The following is a 15,174-nucleotide window of genomic DNA, read 5'->3' as shown; positions in this document are numbered from 1 at the left end:
CGGGCGGCCCGGCGAGGCGGCCGCCGCCGGCGGGCAGCGCTGAGGAGCCGCCGCCCGGCCGGCGAGGTCGCGCAGCACGGTGCCGAGGGCGGCGGGCCCCGGTGCCGGGCGGGGAGTGCGGCTCTCAGTCGTTCCGGGGGAAGCCTAGGTCGAGGCCGCCGTGGCCGCGGTCCGGCCAGCGGGAGGTGACGACCTTGCCGCGGGTGAAGAAGTGGACGCCCTCGGCACCGTGGGCGTGGCTGTCTCCGAAGAGGCTGTTCTTCCACCCGCCGAAGGAGAAGTACGAGACGGGCACGGGGACGGGCACGTTGATGCCGACCATGCCGGCCTCGACCTCGTTCTCGAAGCGGCGGGCCGCGCCTCCGTCGTTGGTGTAGATCGCCGTGCCGTTGCCGTAGGGGTTGGCGTTGATGAGCGCCAGACCTTCCTCGTAGGACGCCACACGGACGACGGACAGCACCGGGCCGAAGATCTCGTCGGTGTAGACCGGCATCCCCGGATCGACGTGGTCGAAGAGTGTCGGGGCCAGGAAGAAGCCGTCGCCCTCGGCGTCGAAGTCGCCCTCACGGCCGTCGGCCAGGAGCACCGCACCGGCCTCGACGCCGGCGTCGAGGTAGGAGGCCACCTTGTCGCGGTGCGCGCGGGTGACGAGGGGGCCCATGTCGCAGCCGCGGGTGCCGTCGCCGGTGCGCAGGGCGCGCATCCGCTCGGTGATCCTGGCGACGAGTCCGTCGGCGACCGGTTCCACCGCGACGAGCACGGAGATCGCCATGCACCGCTCTCCGGCCGAACCGAAGCCGGCGTTGACGGCGGCGTCGGCGGCCAGGTCCAGGTCGGCGTCGGGGAGCACCAGCATGTGGTTCTTGGCGCCGCCCAGGGCCTGGACGCGCTTGCCGTGCGCGGCGCCTGTCTCGTAGACGTACCGCGCGACGGGTGTGGAACCCACGAAGGAGACGGCCTTGACGTCCTCGTGGCGCAGGAGCGCGTCGACGGCCTCCTTGTCGCCGTTGACGACCTGCAGTACGCCGTCGGGCAGGCCGGCCTCCTGCCACAGGGCCGCCAGGGCCAGCGGGGCGCTCGGGTCCTTCTCGCTCGGCTTGAGCACCACGGCGTTGCCGCAGGCCAGGGCGAGGGGCACGAACCACATCGGCACCATCGCCGGGAAGTTGAACGGCGAGATGACGGCGACGACCCCGAGGCTCTGCCGGATGGAGTGGACGTCCAGCCGGGTCGAGGCGTTCTCGGAGTAGCCGCCCTTCAGCAGGTGCGGTATGCCGCACGCGAACTCGGCGACCTCCAGTCCGCGGGTCACCTCGCCGAGGGCGTCCGACAGGACCTTGCCGTGTTCGGCGGTGATCAGGGCCGCGATCTCCTCCTTCCTCGCGTTGAGCAGTTCGCGGAAGGCGAAGAGCACCCGCACGCGCCTGGCGAGCGAGAGGTCGCGCCACTCCTCCCACGCGGCCTTCGCCGACGCCACGGCGGCGCCGACCAGTCCGGCCGGGGCGAGGTCCACGGAAGCGGTCTGCGCTCCGGTGGCCGGGTTGTACACGGCGGCGGTGCGTGCGGCCGGACCGCTCCACGGGCGGCCGTCGATGAAGTGGGTGATGCGCGTCGGCGCGCTCACGGCGGGCTCCTTCGGTGATGCGGTCAAGGCTGCTTCCTCAGTGCTGGGCACGGGTGTCCTCGTGCGGCGGCCGGGCCGGCTCCGGCTGCCGCGCCGGTGCGAGCAGCGGCCGTTGGGCCTTCTTGTGGCGGGTGTAGGCGGTGTGGGCCTCCTGCGTCGAGCCCAGCGTGGAGACGGCGCCGACGGGGACGTCCCACCAGCTGTCGCTGCCGGGGGCGGGGACGAGCGGGTCGGTCTCCACGTGGATGACGACGGGACCGCCGTCGGCCGGCCACGCCTTGGCCTCGGCGATGGCCGCCTCCAGTCCGGCGCGCGAGCGGACCTCGATCACGTGGGCGCCCAGGCTGCGGGCGTTGCCCGCGAGGTCGGTGGGCAGGTGGGGGCCGTCCAGCCGCCCGTCGGCGGTGCGGTAGCGGTACCGCGTGCCGAACCGCTGGGAGCCGAGCGACTGCGACAGCGCGCCGATCGAGTGGAATCCGTTGTTCTGGACGAGCACGACGACTGCCGCCGCCCGCGGTCACCGCGGTGACCTGGACGGCGCCGCACAGGGGTACTACGTTGTGCTCCCCGTCGCCGGCGGCGACGGCGCGGCCGTCCCCGGCAGTCAGGGCCGCCCCCCGCGGACTCGTGTGGTGCCGGTCCTGGCCGGCGGCGGTGACGGCGGCCTCCCGGCCGTCGCCGCTCGCGGTGCCCGGCGGCCGCACCCATCGGGTGCTGTGGCTCATGCGCCGCTCCCGTGGACCAGTTCGGCCGCGATGTCGACGGCTGCGGCCACGTCCCCGTCGGGCGGGTAGAGCAGGGCGCGTCCGACGACCAGTCCCCGTACGGCCGGGAGCGCCAGGGCCGCGTCCCAGGCGGCGTAGGTGTCGTGGGGGTCGCCCTGCGGGTCACCGCCGAGCAGGAGGGTCGGCAGCGTGGTCGCGTCCAGGACACGTTCGAGTTCGTCGACCACGGGCAGCTTGAGCCAGGTGTGCGCGCTGCTCGCGCCGAGCCCGCTCGCGATCTGGATCGCCCGGATGACGCTGTCGGGGTCGAGCAGATTGCGTACGCGGCCGTCCTCCCGCACCGCGAGGAACGGCTCGACCATGGCCATGAGGTCGTGCGCGGCCAGGCCGGTGACCGCCTTCCCCGCCGCCTCCAGGGTGGCCACGGTGCCGGCGTCCTCAAGGCAGATCCGGGTGAGCGTCTTGCCCCCGTCGAGTCCCTGAGCGGCGATGGCCTCGGGGGTGTACGCGGTGAACCGGTCGTCGAGTTCGAAGACCGATCCCTGCAGTCCGCCCCGGTTCATCGACCCGATGGCGATCCGGTCCTCCAGCGCCCCCATGAGCAGGAGGTCGTCGAGGAGGTCGGGGGTGCCGAGCACCCCGTCGACGCCCGGCCGCGACAGGGCGGTCGCCAGGCGGTCGAGGAGGGTGGTGCGGCTCGCCATGGCTCCCTCGTCGCCCCGGACCCCGAGGGCGCCGCGGGCCGGGTGGTCGGCGGCGACGACGAGCAGGCGGCCGTCCGGCCCGCACCGCGGGCGGCGGGCCCGTTTCCGCCACGACTGTTCGATGCGCTCGGGTTCACGGGCGCGTATCGCGGTCAGCTGTGCGGCGTCCATCATGCGGTCCCTTCGGCGCGGACCAGCGACCGTGAGGCGAGGAAGGCATCCACCTCGGACGTGGTCGGCATGGCGGTGGAGCAGGCGAGGCGGGAGGCGACGACGGCACCCGCGACGTTGGCGAACTCGATGACCCGGGTCAGGTCCCAGCCGCTGAGCAGGCCGTGGACGAGGGCGCCCCCGAACGCGTCGCCCGCACCGAGGCCGTTGACCACCTCGACGGGGAAGGGCGCGACCTCGACCCGCTCGTGCCGGGTGGCCGCCAGTACGCCCTTGGGTCCCTGTTTGACGACGGCGAGTTCGAGGCCGCGGTCGAGGAGGGCGTCGGCGGCCCGGTGCGGTTCCGTCTCACCGACGGCCACCTCGCACTCCTGGAGGTTGCCGACGGCGACGGTGACGTGCTCCAGCGCCCGGGTCACCTGTTCCCTGGCCGCTTCGGGTCCGGCCCAGAACACCGGCCGGTAGTCGAGGTCGAGGACGGTGGGGCCGTGCCGGCCGCGGGCCTGCCAGGCGGTGAAGTGGGCGGCCCGGCTCGGTTCGGCCGACAGGCCGGTGACCGTGGCCCAGAAGACGGCGGCCTGCCGGATGTCCTCCAGCGGCAGTTCGCCGGGTTCGACCAGCAGGTCGGGCGCGCTGGAGTACCGGTAGAAGTACAGCGGGAAGTCGTCGGGCGGGAAGACCTCGCAGAAGGTGACCGGGGTGGGGGGTCCGTCCGCCGTCGTGAGCGCCGTGAGGTGTGCCGTGTCCACGCCGAGCCGCGCGGCCTCGCGCCGGACGTACCTGCCGAAGGGATCGCGGCCCACCCGGCTGATCAGGGCGGTGCCGCGGCCGTGGCGGGCGGCGGCGACCGCCACGTTCGCCGCGCTTCCGCCGAGGAACTTCTCGAAGGTCCTCACCTGTTCCAGGCCCACGCCGTGGTCGAGCGGGTAGATGTCGACCCCGGTCCGCCCGAGGACGACGAGCTCGTGTGCCATCGGTCAGCTCCCCTGGCCGCGTCCGGCGGCATGGGCGAGGGAGAGGAGGTGGGCGACCGAGGCGCGCACGTCCTCGGCGGGGCCGGCGCCGCCCTGCGCACCGGGAGCGGCCGCCAGGACCGTGTCCTGTTCGAGTACGTACCATCCGGCGTACCCGTCGGCCTCCAGCAGGCCGACGATCGCCGCGACGTCCACGTCGCCGGTGCCGAGGGGGACGTACATCCCCGCGGCGACGGCCTCCGTGTACGTCATCCGGCCGGCCCGCACCCGGTCGGCGAGGTCCAGGCGCACGTCCTTCAGATGCATGTGGGCGATGCGGTCCGTCCGCCGGGCCGCCAGGGCGACCGGGTCGCCGCCGCCGATGATCAGGTGCCCGGTGTCCAGGCACAGCCCGATGCCCGAACCGTCGAGCACCCGCTCGGTCTCCTCGCCCGTCTCGATCATCGTCCCGACGTGCGGGTGCAGGGTGGCGACCAGGCCCGCCTCGTGCGCGGCGGCGGAGATCCGGTCGAGGTTGGCCAGCAGCGCGGACCAGCCCGCCGCGTCGAGGACCGGGCGGTCGTCGTAGCCGTCGGCCCCGGTTGCCGCTGCGACGACGACCGTACGGGCGTCGGCGGCCAGCAGGCCGGTGATCGCCGCCCGGACCGCGGGCAGCGGGTCGTGGTCCGGGTCGTGCAGCACGACCGGCACGAACTGCCCGACGGCCCGCAGGCCGTGGGAGGCCAGCGTCGCGGCCTTGTCCGCGGGGGCGTCGGGCAGGAAGCCGTCGGGCCCGAACTCGGTGGCGGTGAGGCCGACCTCGCGCATCTGACGCAGGACCAGGTCCGGCGCGAGCTGGTACCCCCAGCCCGGGACCTCGCAGACTCCCCAGGAGATCGGTGCTCCTGCGACCCGCTCGGCGATGGGTGCGCTCACGGCCTGCCTCCTTCGGTGACGTGTACGGCGTGGGCCAACCTGATCGGCATGCCAAGCCCTCTCTCAGCTTCTCCTGGAGCGCCGGGCTGGCGGCCCGTCCGCGTGGAACGAGCCTGCCTTTCCCGCACACACCCTGTCAACCTATTGTCCTTACATTCGGACTCATGGAGCATCCTCGTTCCTTCCCGCGGTCGAGGGTCTCGCAGGTGCCTTTGCGGGGACCCGGCCGGCAGCCGGTGGCGGACACGCTCAGACGCCGCCCCGCCGCCTCGTGCCCGCCGCCCCGCACCCGCCGTCCCGCCGGTCAGCCGCCCCGTCAGTCCGCCTCGTCCTCCAGCAGGGTCACTTCGGTGATCCCCTCCCGGTCCGAGAGGCGGGGCACCAGTTCGTCCTGCGCGCCGTTGCCGGACAGCTCCAGCAGGACGCCCACCTGGGTGGGCGCGGAACCCGTCGGCAGCGGGCCGGCCCTGCGCAGCCCGGCCACGTGGAAACCCGCGCCGGTGCACTCGCGGACGATGTCGCGCAACAGGCCGCGGCCGTCCAGATAGCTGATGCGCAGCAGCACCGCCTCGGCCGGCGAACGGGGCAGCCGCCGGGCGAGTGGCGGGAAGGCGAACGCCACGACGAGGTAGGCCACCGTCACGGCACAGGCCAGCACCAGCAGTCCCGCGCCCGCCGCGGCGCCGATCGACGCCGCCAGCCACACGCTGGCCGCCGTCGTCAGGCCCCGCACCGCGTCCCTGCGGACGAAGATCAGTCCGCCGCCGATGAAGCCGATGCCGGACACGATCTGCGCGGCGACCCGCGAGGGGTCCAGCGCCACACCGTCCAGCCCGAGCATGTCCGCGAAGCCGTACTTCGACACCAGCATGAACAGCGCCGAGCCGAGCCCCACCAGGACATGGGTGCGCAGGCCGGCCGACTTCTGCCGGTACTCGCGCTCCAGGCCGATGAGGGCGCACAGTCCGAACGCCGCCGCCAGGTGGACCAGCGAGGTCCCGTCGTGGTTCACCGCGCCACCGCCGCGGCCCGGACCTCACCGACGGTCGCCTCGCCGGGGACCCCGGTGGCCGGCCCGCGGCAGATCAGCCGTCCCGCCTGCCGGTCGGTACTGTCGCGGATGTCCGCCACCGAGGTCTCCGGGCGGGCCCGCTGCGGCCGGACGGACGTTGTGACGACCGTCGCGGCCTCGCGGACGATGCGGATCGCGGCCGGCAGCCGCTCCGTGCGTCTCACTCATCTCTCCTCTTCCGGGTGCGCTGCTCTCTCCTCGTCCGGGTCCGGCGCGCCGGTGGCGCCACCGGGGACCAGCCGCAGCCCCGGCCGGGCCAGGAGGACCGGGCCGGTAAACCGGAGCGCAGCGGCGGCCAGCGACCGTCCGGGGTCGTCCCACGGACGCAGGTGGGTCACCGCCAGCAGACCGACACCGGCCGAAGCGGCCAGTTCCCCTGCCTGTTCCGCGGTCAGGTGGTGCGGGGCGGGGGCGGTGTGGTCGCGGCCCCAGCCATGTGCGGCCGCGCCGGGGCCTGCCGCGCCTGTGGCCCCGGCTCCTGCTCCTGCTCCGGCTCCTGCTTCTGCTCCTGCTTCTGCTCCTGCTTCTGCTCCTGCTTCTGCTTCGGTATCGGCTCCCAGCGCGGCCTCGGCCAGCAGGACACCGCTTCCGCGGGCCAGCTCCGCCAGTTCCCGGCACGGTCCGGAGTCACCGGTGTACGTCAGGCAGGAACCGCCCGCCTCCACCCGCACGGCGCAGGTCTCCACCGAGTGCCGCACCCGCGCCAGCCGCAGCCGGAACGGCCCGCACTCCAGGTCCCCCGGCCGGGAGTCCTCGAAGGCCAGCACGGACGCACGCCGTACGCCCTCCGCCGTCCCGGGCGGCGCGATCACCCGGGTCGGCACCTCACGGCCGGTCAGCTTCTCCTGCGCGTACGCCAGCGCCGCCAGGTCCGCCGAGTGGTCGGCGTGCCGGTGGCTGAGCACCACCGTGTCCACCTGGTGGGGGCCGGCGTACGTCAGCAGCGCGCCGAACGCCCCGGTCCCGAGGTCCAGCAGCAGCCGGTGTCCGCCGTGTTCGAGCAGATAGCCCGAGCACGGGTTGCCGGGGCCCGGCACCGAGCCGGAGGAGCCGAGGACGGTGAGGATCACCGGACCGGGTGCGCGGTGACGCGCTCGACGAGGTCGGCCACCGCGCCCAGGGCGCACGGCCCGACCACGACGTCGGCGGCGGCACGTACCTCCTTGTGGCCGTCGCCGACCGCCGCGCCCAGGCCCGCTGCCCGCACCATGGCGGTGTCGTTCGGGTTGTCGCCGATGGCCGCTATCCGCTCCATCGGCACACCCGCCCGTTCCGCGAGGTGGCGCAGCGCCACTTCCTTGCCGGCGCCGGCCGGCAGGATCTCCAGATACGTGTCCTCCGACTGCAGCAGCCGGGTCGCCGGACAGCAGCGGGCGGTGAGGTCCGCCAGCGGGCCGAGGCCCGGCCGGTCGGCGATCAGCATCACCTTCGTCGGGACCTGCGGCGCGGGGCCCGCACGCAGCTCGATCCGGTCGCGTGCGGCGTACGCCGCCAGCGAGGGGGCCCCGCGCAGCACGTAGGCGTCCTCACCGGCGAAGGCCACCGCTCCCACGCCCTCGGGCAGCCTGGGCAGCAGGTCCTCGCGCAGTGTCCGCCAGGAGGCGCCCAGGTCCAGGTCGAGCAGCCGGGTCCCGGTCAGCGGATCGACGACGCGAGCGCCGTTGTAGACGATCATCGGGGTGTCCAGGCCGAGTTCGCGGTGGAAGCGGCCTGCCGACACCTCGTTGCGGCCGGTGGCGATCACGACGGTTCCGCCGAGTTCCCGGTACCGCCGCAGGGCCAGCGCGCTGCGGCGCACGATCTCCAGGCCGCGGTCGACCAGGGTGCCGTCGAGGTCGGTGACGATCCACACGTAGCGCAGGCCGGGGCCGGGTGGCGCCATCACGTGTTCCTTCCTGGCAGGCGGGACAGGTACCAGTCCACGAACTCCCGGGCGGCGTGCGGCTCCAGGCCCGGGCCGTGGGCCAGGTAGCCGGGCTGGTCCCAGCCGCCGTCCCCGGCGAAGGCGCTGTAGTGGGCGCCCGCGCGCCGCACCAGCACCCGGGCGGCGCAGATGTCCCAGGCGTTGACGGAGGTGCCCAGCGCGGCGTCGCACCAGCCGGCGGCCACGTGGGCGAGGGTCAGCGCGGCGCTTCCGGTGCGCCGCACGGTGCCGTAGCGGGCGATGAGTTCGCCGAACCGCGGCAGGGTCTGCGGGTCGTCGCGCGCCAGTTCGCGTGAGGTGGGGAAGCCGGTGATGAGCAGGGCGCGGGCCTCCTCGCGCACGCCGCTCGGGCGCAGCGGCTCGTCGCCGAGGTAGGCGCCCGTGGCGTCGGCGGTGAAGACGTGCCCGGCGACCGGGTCGACGATGGCACCGGCCACGGGTTCGCCGTCGACCGCGGCACCGACGGAGGTGCAGAAGAAGGCCAGTCCGCGGGCGAAGTTGGCGGTTCCGTCGATGGGGTCGACGTACCACGCTATGCGGCCGGTGCCGTCCCGGCGTCCGCCCTCCTCACCGACGACGGTACTGTCCGGCACCCGCTTGAGCAGCAGCTCGCGGATGCGTTCCTCGGCGCGCCGGTCATGCACGGTGACCGGGTCGTGCTCGTCGCGCTTGAAATCGACGTCCATGGCGCCGCGGAACGCCGCCAGCAGGTCCGGGGCGACGGCCAGCGCCGCCTCGGTGGCGGCCTCGCGCAGCCGGACCGTCAGTGCGTCCAGTTCGCTCATGCGGCCGCCCCCCGACCGGGGTGCGGCCGGGTGCCGTTCCCGGTGAGCGCGCTCCGCAGCAGGCCGAGCAGTTCGAGGCCGTCGGCGACCTCGGCGTCCGGCTGCGGGCGCGCGCCCGCGTCCCGGCGGCCGGCCGGCCGCATCAGGATCGTCGCGCCCACACCGGCGCGCCGGCCGCACACCACGTCCCGGTCGTAGTGGTCGCCGACGTACCAGCAGTCGGCGGGGTCGACCGAGAGGGCGCGCGCGGCCAGGCGGATCGTCTCGGGTGCGGGCTTGCGCAGCCCGATCTCGTCGGAGTAGACCTGCACGTCCAGGTAGGGGTCGGTGCCGACGTGCCGGGCGAGGTCGCGGTTGAGCGAGCCGAGCAGGGTGTTGGACACGATGCCCGTGCGCACCCCGTGGCCGCGTGCCAGCCTGAGAGTCTCCAGCATGCCGGGAGCGAGGGTCTTGTCGCTCTCGGCGAGCGTCATCTCCCGGCACAGGGGGACGGCCTCGGCGCCGACCAGGGCGCGCGCGGCGGGCGGCCAGTCGGCGGCGACGAAGTCCTCCCACAGTTCCCGGTGCCCGATCTCGCGCGGCTCGGGGGTACGGACGCCGCCGTTCTTCCAGGCGCGGTAGGCGGCCTTGCCGGCGTTGACGTCGCGCAGCACGGCGTCCCGGTCGAGGCCCGTGCGGGGGCCCACCAGGGCGAGCACGCGGTCGGCGAAGGCGGCCATGCGCTCGGGGCGTCTGACGGACCTCATCAGCACGCCGCCGTGGTCCAGCAGCAGCGCCCGCGGGGGGCGGAGCGTCGTCACGGGGACTCTCCCATCGGGTTGTTCCGGTTGTTCGGGTTGTTCCGGTTCTTCGGGTTCTTCGGGTTCTTCGGGTTGTTCGGATTGTTCGGGTTGTTCGGGTCGCAGGGGTTGTACGGGTTGTTCGCGAGGGTCAGGGGGTCGGCGTGGCGCGGACGGCCGCAGGGGTGCGCGCCGCACCGTCGTCCGCCGGGGCCGGGCCGGTGGGCGGGAGGGGCGGCGCGCGGGCGGCCGGCGGGTGTCACCGGGCGGCAGGGGCCGGGGCGGCGAGCAGCAGTTCCCGCAGTTCGTCCGGGCCGGCGACGACCGCGTCGGGCTCGGCCTGGACGATGTAGGGCCGGTCGTAGGTGCCGCGCGCCTCCATCAGGACGGTCGCGCCGGCTCCGGCGCGCCGGCCGCACAGCACGTCGCGGTCGTAGTTGTCGCCGACGTACCAGCAGCCGGCCGGGTCGGTGTCCAGGGCACGCGCGGCGATGCGGATCATCTCCGGGTTGGGTTTGCGGACGGCGACCTCGTCGCTGTACACCTGCACCGCGACGCGCTTGTCGAGGCCGTGTTCGGCCATGTAGTCGCGGTGCACCGAGCCGGCCAGGGCGTTGGAGACGATGCCGACGGCGATGCCCAGCTCGTCACAGGTGTCGAGGAGGGCGGGCATGCCGTCGCGGGTGACGCGGTCCTGCTTGAGCTCGCCGAGCCGGTGGCACAGCGGTTCGGCGTGGGCGGTCACCCAGGCGAGCGCGGCCTGCGGCCAGTCGGCGGCGACGAAGTCGCTCCAGAAGCGCCGGTGCGTCATCTCCTCGGGGGCGGCCGGCCGGCTCATCGCGTTCTTCCAGTGCGAGTCGGCGGCGGATCCGGCCGACAGGTCCGCCTCGATGTGCTCGACGGTCAGCTCGGCGCAGCCCGCGGCGGTCAGGGCGGCGTGCAGTTCGGTGGCGAGATCGTGCGCCCAGGAGGGGCGGTTGGTGGTCGCCACGACCACTCCGCCGAAGTCCAGCAGAAGTGCCGTGGGTCGGGTCAGCTGGCCCATGTCGCGGTGTTCTCCTTCATCGGTGCGGCGCCGGCCGCGTCGTCGGGCAGCCTCTTGCCCGAGGTGTCGAACAGGTGCAGGTCGGCCGTGCGGACGGCGCAGCGCACGGGGGTGGCGGGGGTGGCGCGCACGTCGGTGTACGACACCAGGTACAGCTCGGTGCGTCCGGCGGTCACCAGCACGGTCCAGCTGGAACCGGTGGGCAGCGCCGTCTTGACGGTGCCTTCGAAGACGAACGCGTCGGCGGGCGGCTCCTCGGCGTCGTGCAGCAGCCGCAGGTTCTCGGGCCGGACGCCGACGGTGGCGAGCCGTTCGGTCAGGTCCGGCCGGGCGGCCAGGACCCGTTCGCGCACGGCGCCGGTGAACGTGTCGCGCGCGGTGTCGTCCCCGGCCTCGAAGAGGTTCATCGGCGGGCTGCCGACGAACCGGGCCACGAAGGTGTTGGCCGGGCGGTTGTAGACCTCCATCGGGGGTGCCATCTGCTGGACGACCCCCTTGTTCATCACCACGACGTGGGTGGCCATGGTCATGGCCTCCAGCTGGTCGTGGGTGACGAAGACGATGGTGTGGCCCGTCTCGTCGTGGATGCGTTTGAGTTCGGCCCGCATGTCCAGCCGCAGTTGGGCGTCGAGGTTGGACAGCGGTTCGTCCAGCAGCAGCACGTCGGGGCTGACGGCGAGCATGCGGGCGAGCGAGACGCGCTGCTGCTGGCCGCCGGAGAGCTGGGCCGGGTAGCGGTCGGCGGCCCAGTCGATCTGCATCATCTTCAGGGCGGCGGTGGCGCGTTCGGCGCGCTGGGCCGGTTTGACCTTGCGTACCCGGAGACCGAATTCGACGTTCTTGGCGACCGTCAGATGCGGCCAGAGCGCGTAGTTCTGGAAGACCAGGCCCATGCCGCGCTTCTCCGGCGGCACGAAGACTCCTTGGTGCGTGGAGTCCATGACCCGGCCGCCGACGGTGATGGTTCCCGCGTTGAGCGACTCCAGTCCGGAGATCATGCGCAGGGTCGTGGTCTTTCCGCAGCCGGAAGGGCCGAGCAGGCACGTGAACGAGCCGTCGGGGATCTCCAGGTCGAGGTTGTCGACGGCGGGCGCCGAGGAGCCGTAGCTCTTGCGCACCGACGTGAGCGAGATGGCCGGCATGACGTCTTCAGCCTCCGAGTCCGGACGACAGGTTGGTCTTGGTCAGGCGCTGGGTGAGGTAGGTGGCGAGGAAGGAGACCAGCGCGATGACGAGGACCACCGCGTTGGCCATCTGGTCGTAGGCGTAGTCGACGAGGTTGATCGACAGTGTGGTCAGCAACTGGGTGCCGGTGGTGGTGAGCATGATGACGATGCTCAGCTCCTTCAGGCCGGAGATGAACGGAAGGATCACTCCGGTGGTCAGGGCGCCGCGCTGGATCGGGAGGATGATCCTGCGCAGCCGGGTGAACCAGCCGGCCCCGGACACCTGGGCGGCCTCCTCGGGTTCGCGGCCGAGCTGGGTCATGGCGCTGATGCCCGAGCGCGAGGAGTACGGCAGGTGGGTGACGGCCAGCACGATCACCAGCAGGCTGATTGAGCCGTACAGGGCGGGGACCGGGCCGCGGCGCACGGCGAACAGGGAGAGGAAGGCCGCCGCGAAGGCGATGCCGGGCACCATGTACGGCAGGAAGCTGATCTGCCGCAGGAGCGAGCCGATCCTGCTGCCGCCGGCGCGGACGACGACGTAGCCGATGAGCAGGCCCGCCACCCCGCAGATGAGGGCGGCCAGGCCGACGATGCGCAGGCTGTTCCACGCTGCCGAGTACAGCTCGGTGCCGCGCAGCACGCCGTGCGGGAAGCCGGGTGCGCCCGCCAGATGGGCGCCGACCCAGTACTTGAGGGTGAAGTTGTCGGCGTGGAAGACGCCGGGGGTCTTGGTCACGGTGGACAGGGCCAGGGTGGCCACGGGGACGACGACGCCCGCGGTGAACACCGCGAGCGCGACGCCGAGCGCGGGCAGCCGCCAGCGGCCGAGCCGGGCGAGGCGGTCCATGGCTCCCTTGCCGCCGACCGTGATGAACCGCTTCTGTTCCCTGGCCAGCCGGGTGTCGACGAGGATCACCAGCACGCCGATCACCACGATGACCGCCGTCAGCACGGCGGTGACGCCCCGCTGGTGGCTGTTGACCGACCGGAACAGTGAGGTGGAGAGCAGGTCGTAGTTGACCGGCAGGCCCAGGATGTAGGGGGTGCCGAAGGTGCCGAGGATGCGGCCGAAGACCAGCAGCACCGACGACGACAGCGACGGCAGCATCAGCGGCAGTGTGATCCGGGCCGCGATGGTGCCGCGGCCGGCGCCCAGGATGCGCGCGGAGTCCTCCAGCTGGCTGTCGATGCGGCGCAGCGCGTTGCCGAACAGCAGCAGCACGAACGGGTAGTAGTGCAGGCCCAGGCAGATGATGATGGGGACCTGGCCGTAGGCCAGCCAGTCGGGGGTGTGCACTCCCCATGACTCCAGGATGCCGATCTGGCCGCCGGAGGAGTCGTTCTTGAAGAGCGCGAGCCAGGCCAGCGCGAACGTCCACGAGGGCAGCATGTAGGGCACGACCAGCGCGGTGGACAGCCACTTGCGGCCGGTCACGTCGGTGCGGGTCAGCAGCCAGGCCGTCGACCCGCCGAGCAGCACGGCGACGACGGTCACGCCGAGCGAGACCACGACGGTGTGCAGCAGCGGCTGCCAGAACAGGAGCCTGGCCACGGGCGAGCGGAAGACCCGCCAGAAGTAGTAGCCGGTGGTGGAGCCGGGCGCCTGGAAGGCCTGGCCCTCGTCGCCGTGCTGCACCTGTGCGGAGTCGGACAGGACCGCGATCAGCGGTGCGAGGACCAGGTAGACCAGGGCGGCGATGAGCAGGACGCCGAGCACGTGGGTCGGCTCGTGCCGCAGGACGCTCAGCCGGTAGCGCAGTCGGCTGAGCCGGGTCCCGGCCGGGCTGTGACCGGGGTCGGGAGGTGCGGTGACGGGTGGGCGGGTGGCGGCGGCCATGCGCGGGTCTCCGTAACGTGTCCGGGTGCGGGCCGGGCCCGGTCGTGACGGACCGGGCCCGGCGGGTGGTCAGCGGTGGTTGAGGCGCCAGTAGTCCTGCATCGCCTGCAGGTTCGCGAAGTCGCCGCCGAGCCGGGCCGGGTCGAAGACGAACAGCTGTCCGTTCCAGTCGGTCAGGCCGTCCGGCATGAAGGAGCCGGGCTTGAGGCGAGGGTTGCCGGGGACGCCGCCGGTGTTCATCTGGGTGTCCACGCCGGCCTGCGTGAGCATGAAGTACACGAAGAGCCTGGCCGCGTTCGGGTGCCTGGTCTTCGTCGCCACGGCGGCGAACTTGGGGTACTGGTAGCCCGCCCAGGGCTGCATCCCGGTGCAGACCCGCATGGAGTAGTCCTTGTCCTTCACGTCACGGAACTTCGCGTTGGACACCAGGGCGAGGCGTTCCTTGGTCTGGTTCGGCGAGGCCACGGCGGCGGCCGCGTCGTCGTCCGAGGACGTGAGGATCGGGCTGTTGCCGGCCAGGCCCTTGACCCAGGCCTCACCGGCGGACTCGCCGGCCGGCAGGTCCTTGCCGTACTTCGCCCGGTACGCCTGCCGCAGCCGGGTCTCCCCGCCGGACTTCAACTGGTTGAAGAATTCGACCATGTTGGGCTTGCCCAGGGGGTCCTGGAGGGCGACCTTTCCCTTCCAGGCCGGGTCGGTCAGGTCCCAGACGTTCCGTACCGGGCATCCCTTCGGGAAGAGCCTGGGGTTGTAGACCCACATGTTGCCCTTGGACAGGACCTGCAGCGGGTTCTGCCTGGGGGCGGGGATGTCCTGGACCAGGCTGCCGGGTATCCACGTGTAGACGACCTTCTGCGCCAGCAACTGGCCGACGAGCGAGGGGCCGTCCTCGTAGAAGGTGGCGTCGATGGTCGCGTTGCCCGCCTGGTTCTCGCGGGTCATCTTCTCCAGGGTGTCGCCGACCTTGCTCTTCACCCCGGTGGCCTTGATGCCGTACTCGGCGGTGAAGGCGGCGGCAGTCTTGGTGATGTCACCGGTGCTGTCGTAGACCGTGACGCTGCCTTCCTTCCTGGCCGCGGCGACGAGCCGGTCCAGGTCGAAGCCGGTCTCGATCACCGGTTTCACGCTGGGACCGGCGCCCGGGCCCGCGCCGGAACCCGCGTTGCCGGAGGGCGCGCAGGCGGCAGCGGCGCCGAGCGCGCCGGCGAGGGCGACGGCGACGGCGGTGCGCCGGTGGCGGCCGGTGAGTCGGGGACGGGCCCGGAAAGAGCGACTGGGCATGGCGTGACCTCCCGCGGTGTCCCGGGGGAAACCGGGCTCGAATGGCGTGGTCCGAGGCCATCGAGCACGGCTCGGCGACCTGATGCCGGACAGCTTCAACGGCACCCGGTTCTATGTCAAGACATACTGATGACACCAGTTTCTGATGTGCTGTTAGTGCTTCCGTAAC

Annotated in this window: 16 protein-coding genes; all 16 read right to left on the bottom strand. The window is 72.9% G+C overall.

The window, feature by feature from the left end; genetic code table 11:
* Window positions 1-124: 124 nt before the first annotated feature.
* Complete coding sequence (locus tag IG64_RS19115) at window positions 125-1,624, bottom strand: CoA-acylating methylmalonate-semialdehyde dehydrogenase (protein WP_037857807.1); 1,500 nt, start codon at window positions 1,622-1,624, stop codon at window positions 125-127.
* A gap of 37 nt (window positions 1,625-1,661) precedes the next feature.
* Window positions 1,662-2,120 carry a thiamine pyrophosphate-dependent enzyme gene (locus tag IG64_RS19110; protein WP_037857805.1) on the bottom strand — a complete coding sequence of 153 codons (459 nt, stop codon included), beginning with the start codon at window positions 2,118-2,120 and terminating at the stop codon, window positions 1,662-1,664.
* A gap of 225 nt (window positions 2,121-2,345) precedes the next feature.
* A complete protein-coding gene (locus tag IG64_RS19105) occupies window positions 2,346-3,224 on the bottom strand; it encodes a Cgl0159 family (beta/alpha)8-fold protein (protein WP_037857804.1) in 879 nt (292 codons plus the stop codon).
* Window positions 3,224-4,198 (bottom strand): 5-dehydro-2-deoxygluconokinase, encoded by a 975-nt coding sequence (gene iolC, locus IG64_RS19100; protein WP_037857801.1) that lies wholly within the window; start codon window positions 4,196-4,198, stop codon window positions 3,224-3,226. Before iolC ends, IG64_RS19105 begins: the two co-directional genes overlap by 1 nt.
* 3 nt (window positions 4,199-4,201) lie before the next feature.
* Complete coding sequence (locus IG64_RS19095; RefSeq protein WP_037857799.1) at window positions 4,202-5,113, bottom strand: TIM barrel protein; 912 nt, start codon at window positions 5,111-5,113, stop codon at window positions 4,202-4,204.
* 316 nt (window positions 5,114-5,429) lie between these two features.
* Window positions 5,430-6,125 carry an MgtC/SapB family protein gene (locus tag IG64_RS19090; protein WP_037857798.1) on the bottom strand — a complete coding sequence of 232 codons (696 nt, stop codon included), beginning with the start codon at window positions 6,123-6,125 and terminating at the stop codon, window positions 5,430-5,432.
* Window positions 6,122-6,349 (bottom strand): hypothetical protein, encoded by a 228-nt coding sequence (locus tag IG64_RS19085; RefSeq protein ID WP_037857796.1) that lies wholly within the window; start codon window positions 6,347-6,349, stop codon window positions 6,122-6,124. Before IG64_RS19085 ends, IG64_RS19090 begins: the two co-directional genes overlap by 4 nt.
* Complete coding sequence (locus tag IG64_RS19080) at window positions 6,350-7,255, bottom strand: MBL fold metallo-hydrolase (RefSeq protein ID WP_037857793.1); 906 nt, start codon at window positions 7,253-7,255, stop codon at window positions 6,350-6,352. It lies immediately after the preceding gene.
* Window positions 7,252-8,067, bottom strand: coding sequence for an HAD family hydrolase (locus IG64_RS19075; RefSeq protein ID WP_037857790.1), 816 nt, complete (start codon window positions 8,065-8,067; stop codon window positions 7,252-7,254). Before IG64_RS19075 ends, IG64_RS19080 begins: the two co-directional genes overlap by 4 nt.
* Window positions 8,067-8,894 (bottom strand): inositol monophosphatase family protein, encoded by an 828-nt coding sequence (locus tag IG64_RS19070; RefSeq protein ID WP_037857789.1) that lies wholly within the window; start codon window positions 8,892-8,894, stop codon window positions 8,067-8,069. The genes IG64_RS19075 and IG64_RS19070 overlap by 1 nt, the downstream gene beginning before the upstream one ends.
* A complete protein-coding gene (locus IG64_RS19065) occupies window positions 8,891-9,694 on the bottom strand; it encodes an HAD family hydrolase (RefSeq protein ID WP_051813089.1) in 804 nt (267 codons plus the stop codon). The genes IG64_RS19070 and IG64_RS19065 overlap by 4 nt, the downstream gene beginning before the upstream one ends.
* Window positions 9,691-9,936, bottom strand: a complete 246-nt coding sequence (locus IG64_RS19060) for a hypothetical protein (protein ID WP_037857787.1) — start codon at window positions 9,934-9,936, stop codon at window positions 9,691-9,693. Before IG64_RS19060 ends, IG64_RS19065 begins: the two co-directional genes overlap by 4 nt.
* Window positions 9,933-10,718 (bottom strand): HAD family hydrolase, encoded by a 786-nt coding sequence (locus tag IG64_RS19055; RefSeq protein WP_037857786.1) that lies wholly within the window; start codon window positions 10,716-10,718, stop codon window positions 9,933-9,935. The genes IG64_RS19060 and IG64_RS19055 overlap by 4 nt, the downstream gene beginning before the upstream one ends.
* Window positions 10,706-11,860, bottom strand: a complete 1,155-nt coding sequence (locus IG64_RS19050; protein WP_037857784.1) for an ABC transporter ATP-binding protein — start codon at window positions 11,858-11,860, stop codon at window positions 10,706-10,708. The genes IG64_RS19055 and IG64_RS19050 overlap by 13 nt, the downstream gene beginning before the upstream one ends.
* Window positions 11,861-11,867: 7 nt before the next feature.
* The gene (locus IG64_RS19045) at window positions 11,868-13,724 is read right to left on the bottom strand and encodes an ABC transporter permease (RefSeq protein ID WP_037857782.1); all 1,857 of its coding nucleotides are present in this window, start codon (window positions 13,722-13,724) and stop codon (window positions 11,868-11,870) included.
* 69 nt (window positions 13,725-13,793) lie between these two features.
* Complete coding sequence (locus IG64_RS19040) at window positions 13,794-15,005, bottom strand: ABC transporter substrate-binding protein (RefSeq protein ID WP_037857780.1); 1,212 nt, start codon at window positions 15,003-15,005, stop codon at window positions 13,794-13,796.
* Window positions 15,006-15,174: the final 169 nt, after the last annotated feature.

Origin of the sequence: Streptomyces sp. NRRL S-340 (assembly GCF_000720185.1) — a bacterium.
Classification (GTDB): Bacteria; Actinomycetota; Actinomycetes; order Streptomycetales; family Streptomycetaceae; genus Streptomyces.
Note: the sequence above shows the minus strand (reverse complement) of the source record. Positions and strands in the feature narration are given on the sequence as shown.

Coding starts and splice junctions, on each gene's coding strand:
- IG64_RS19045 (WP_037857782.1), bottom strand. CDS start 13,724: ATGGCCGCCGCCACCCGCCCACCCGTCACCGCACCTCCCGACCCCGGT.
- IG64_RS19075 (WP_037857790.1), bottom strand. CDS start 8,067: ATGGCGCCACCCGGCCCCGGCCTGCGCTACGTGTGGATCGTCACCGAC.
- IG64_RS19070 (WP_037857789.1), bottom strand. CDS start 8,894: ATGAGCGAACTGGACGCACTGACGGTCCGGCTGCGCGAGGCCGCCACC.
- IG64_RS19105 (WP_037857804.1), bottom strand. CDS start 3,224: ATGGACGCCGCACAGCTGACCGCGATACGCGCCCGTGAACCCGAGCGC.
- IG64_RS19050 (WP_037857784.1), bottom strand. CDS start 11,860: ATGCCGGCCATCTCGCTCACGTCGGTGCGCAAGAGCTACGGCTCCTCG.
- IG64_RS19040 (WP_037857780.1), bottom strand. CDS start 15,005: ATGCCCAGTCGCTCTTTCCGGGCCCGTCCCCGACTCACCGGCCGCCAC.
- IG64_RS19055 (WP_037857786.1), bottom strand. CDS start 10,718: ATGGGCCAGCTGACCCGACCCACGGCACTTCTGCTGGACTTCGGCGGA.
- iolC (WP_037857801.1), bottom strand. CDS start 4,198: ATGGCACACGAGCTCGTCGTCCTCGGGCGGACCGGGGTCGACATCTAC.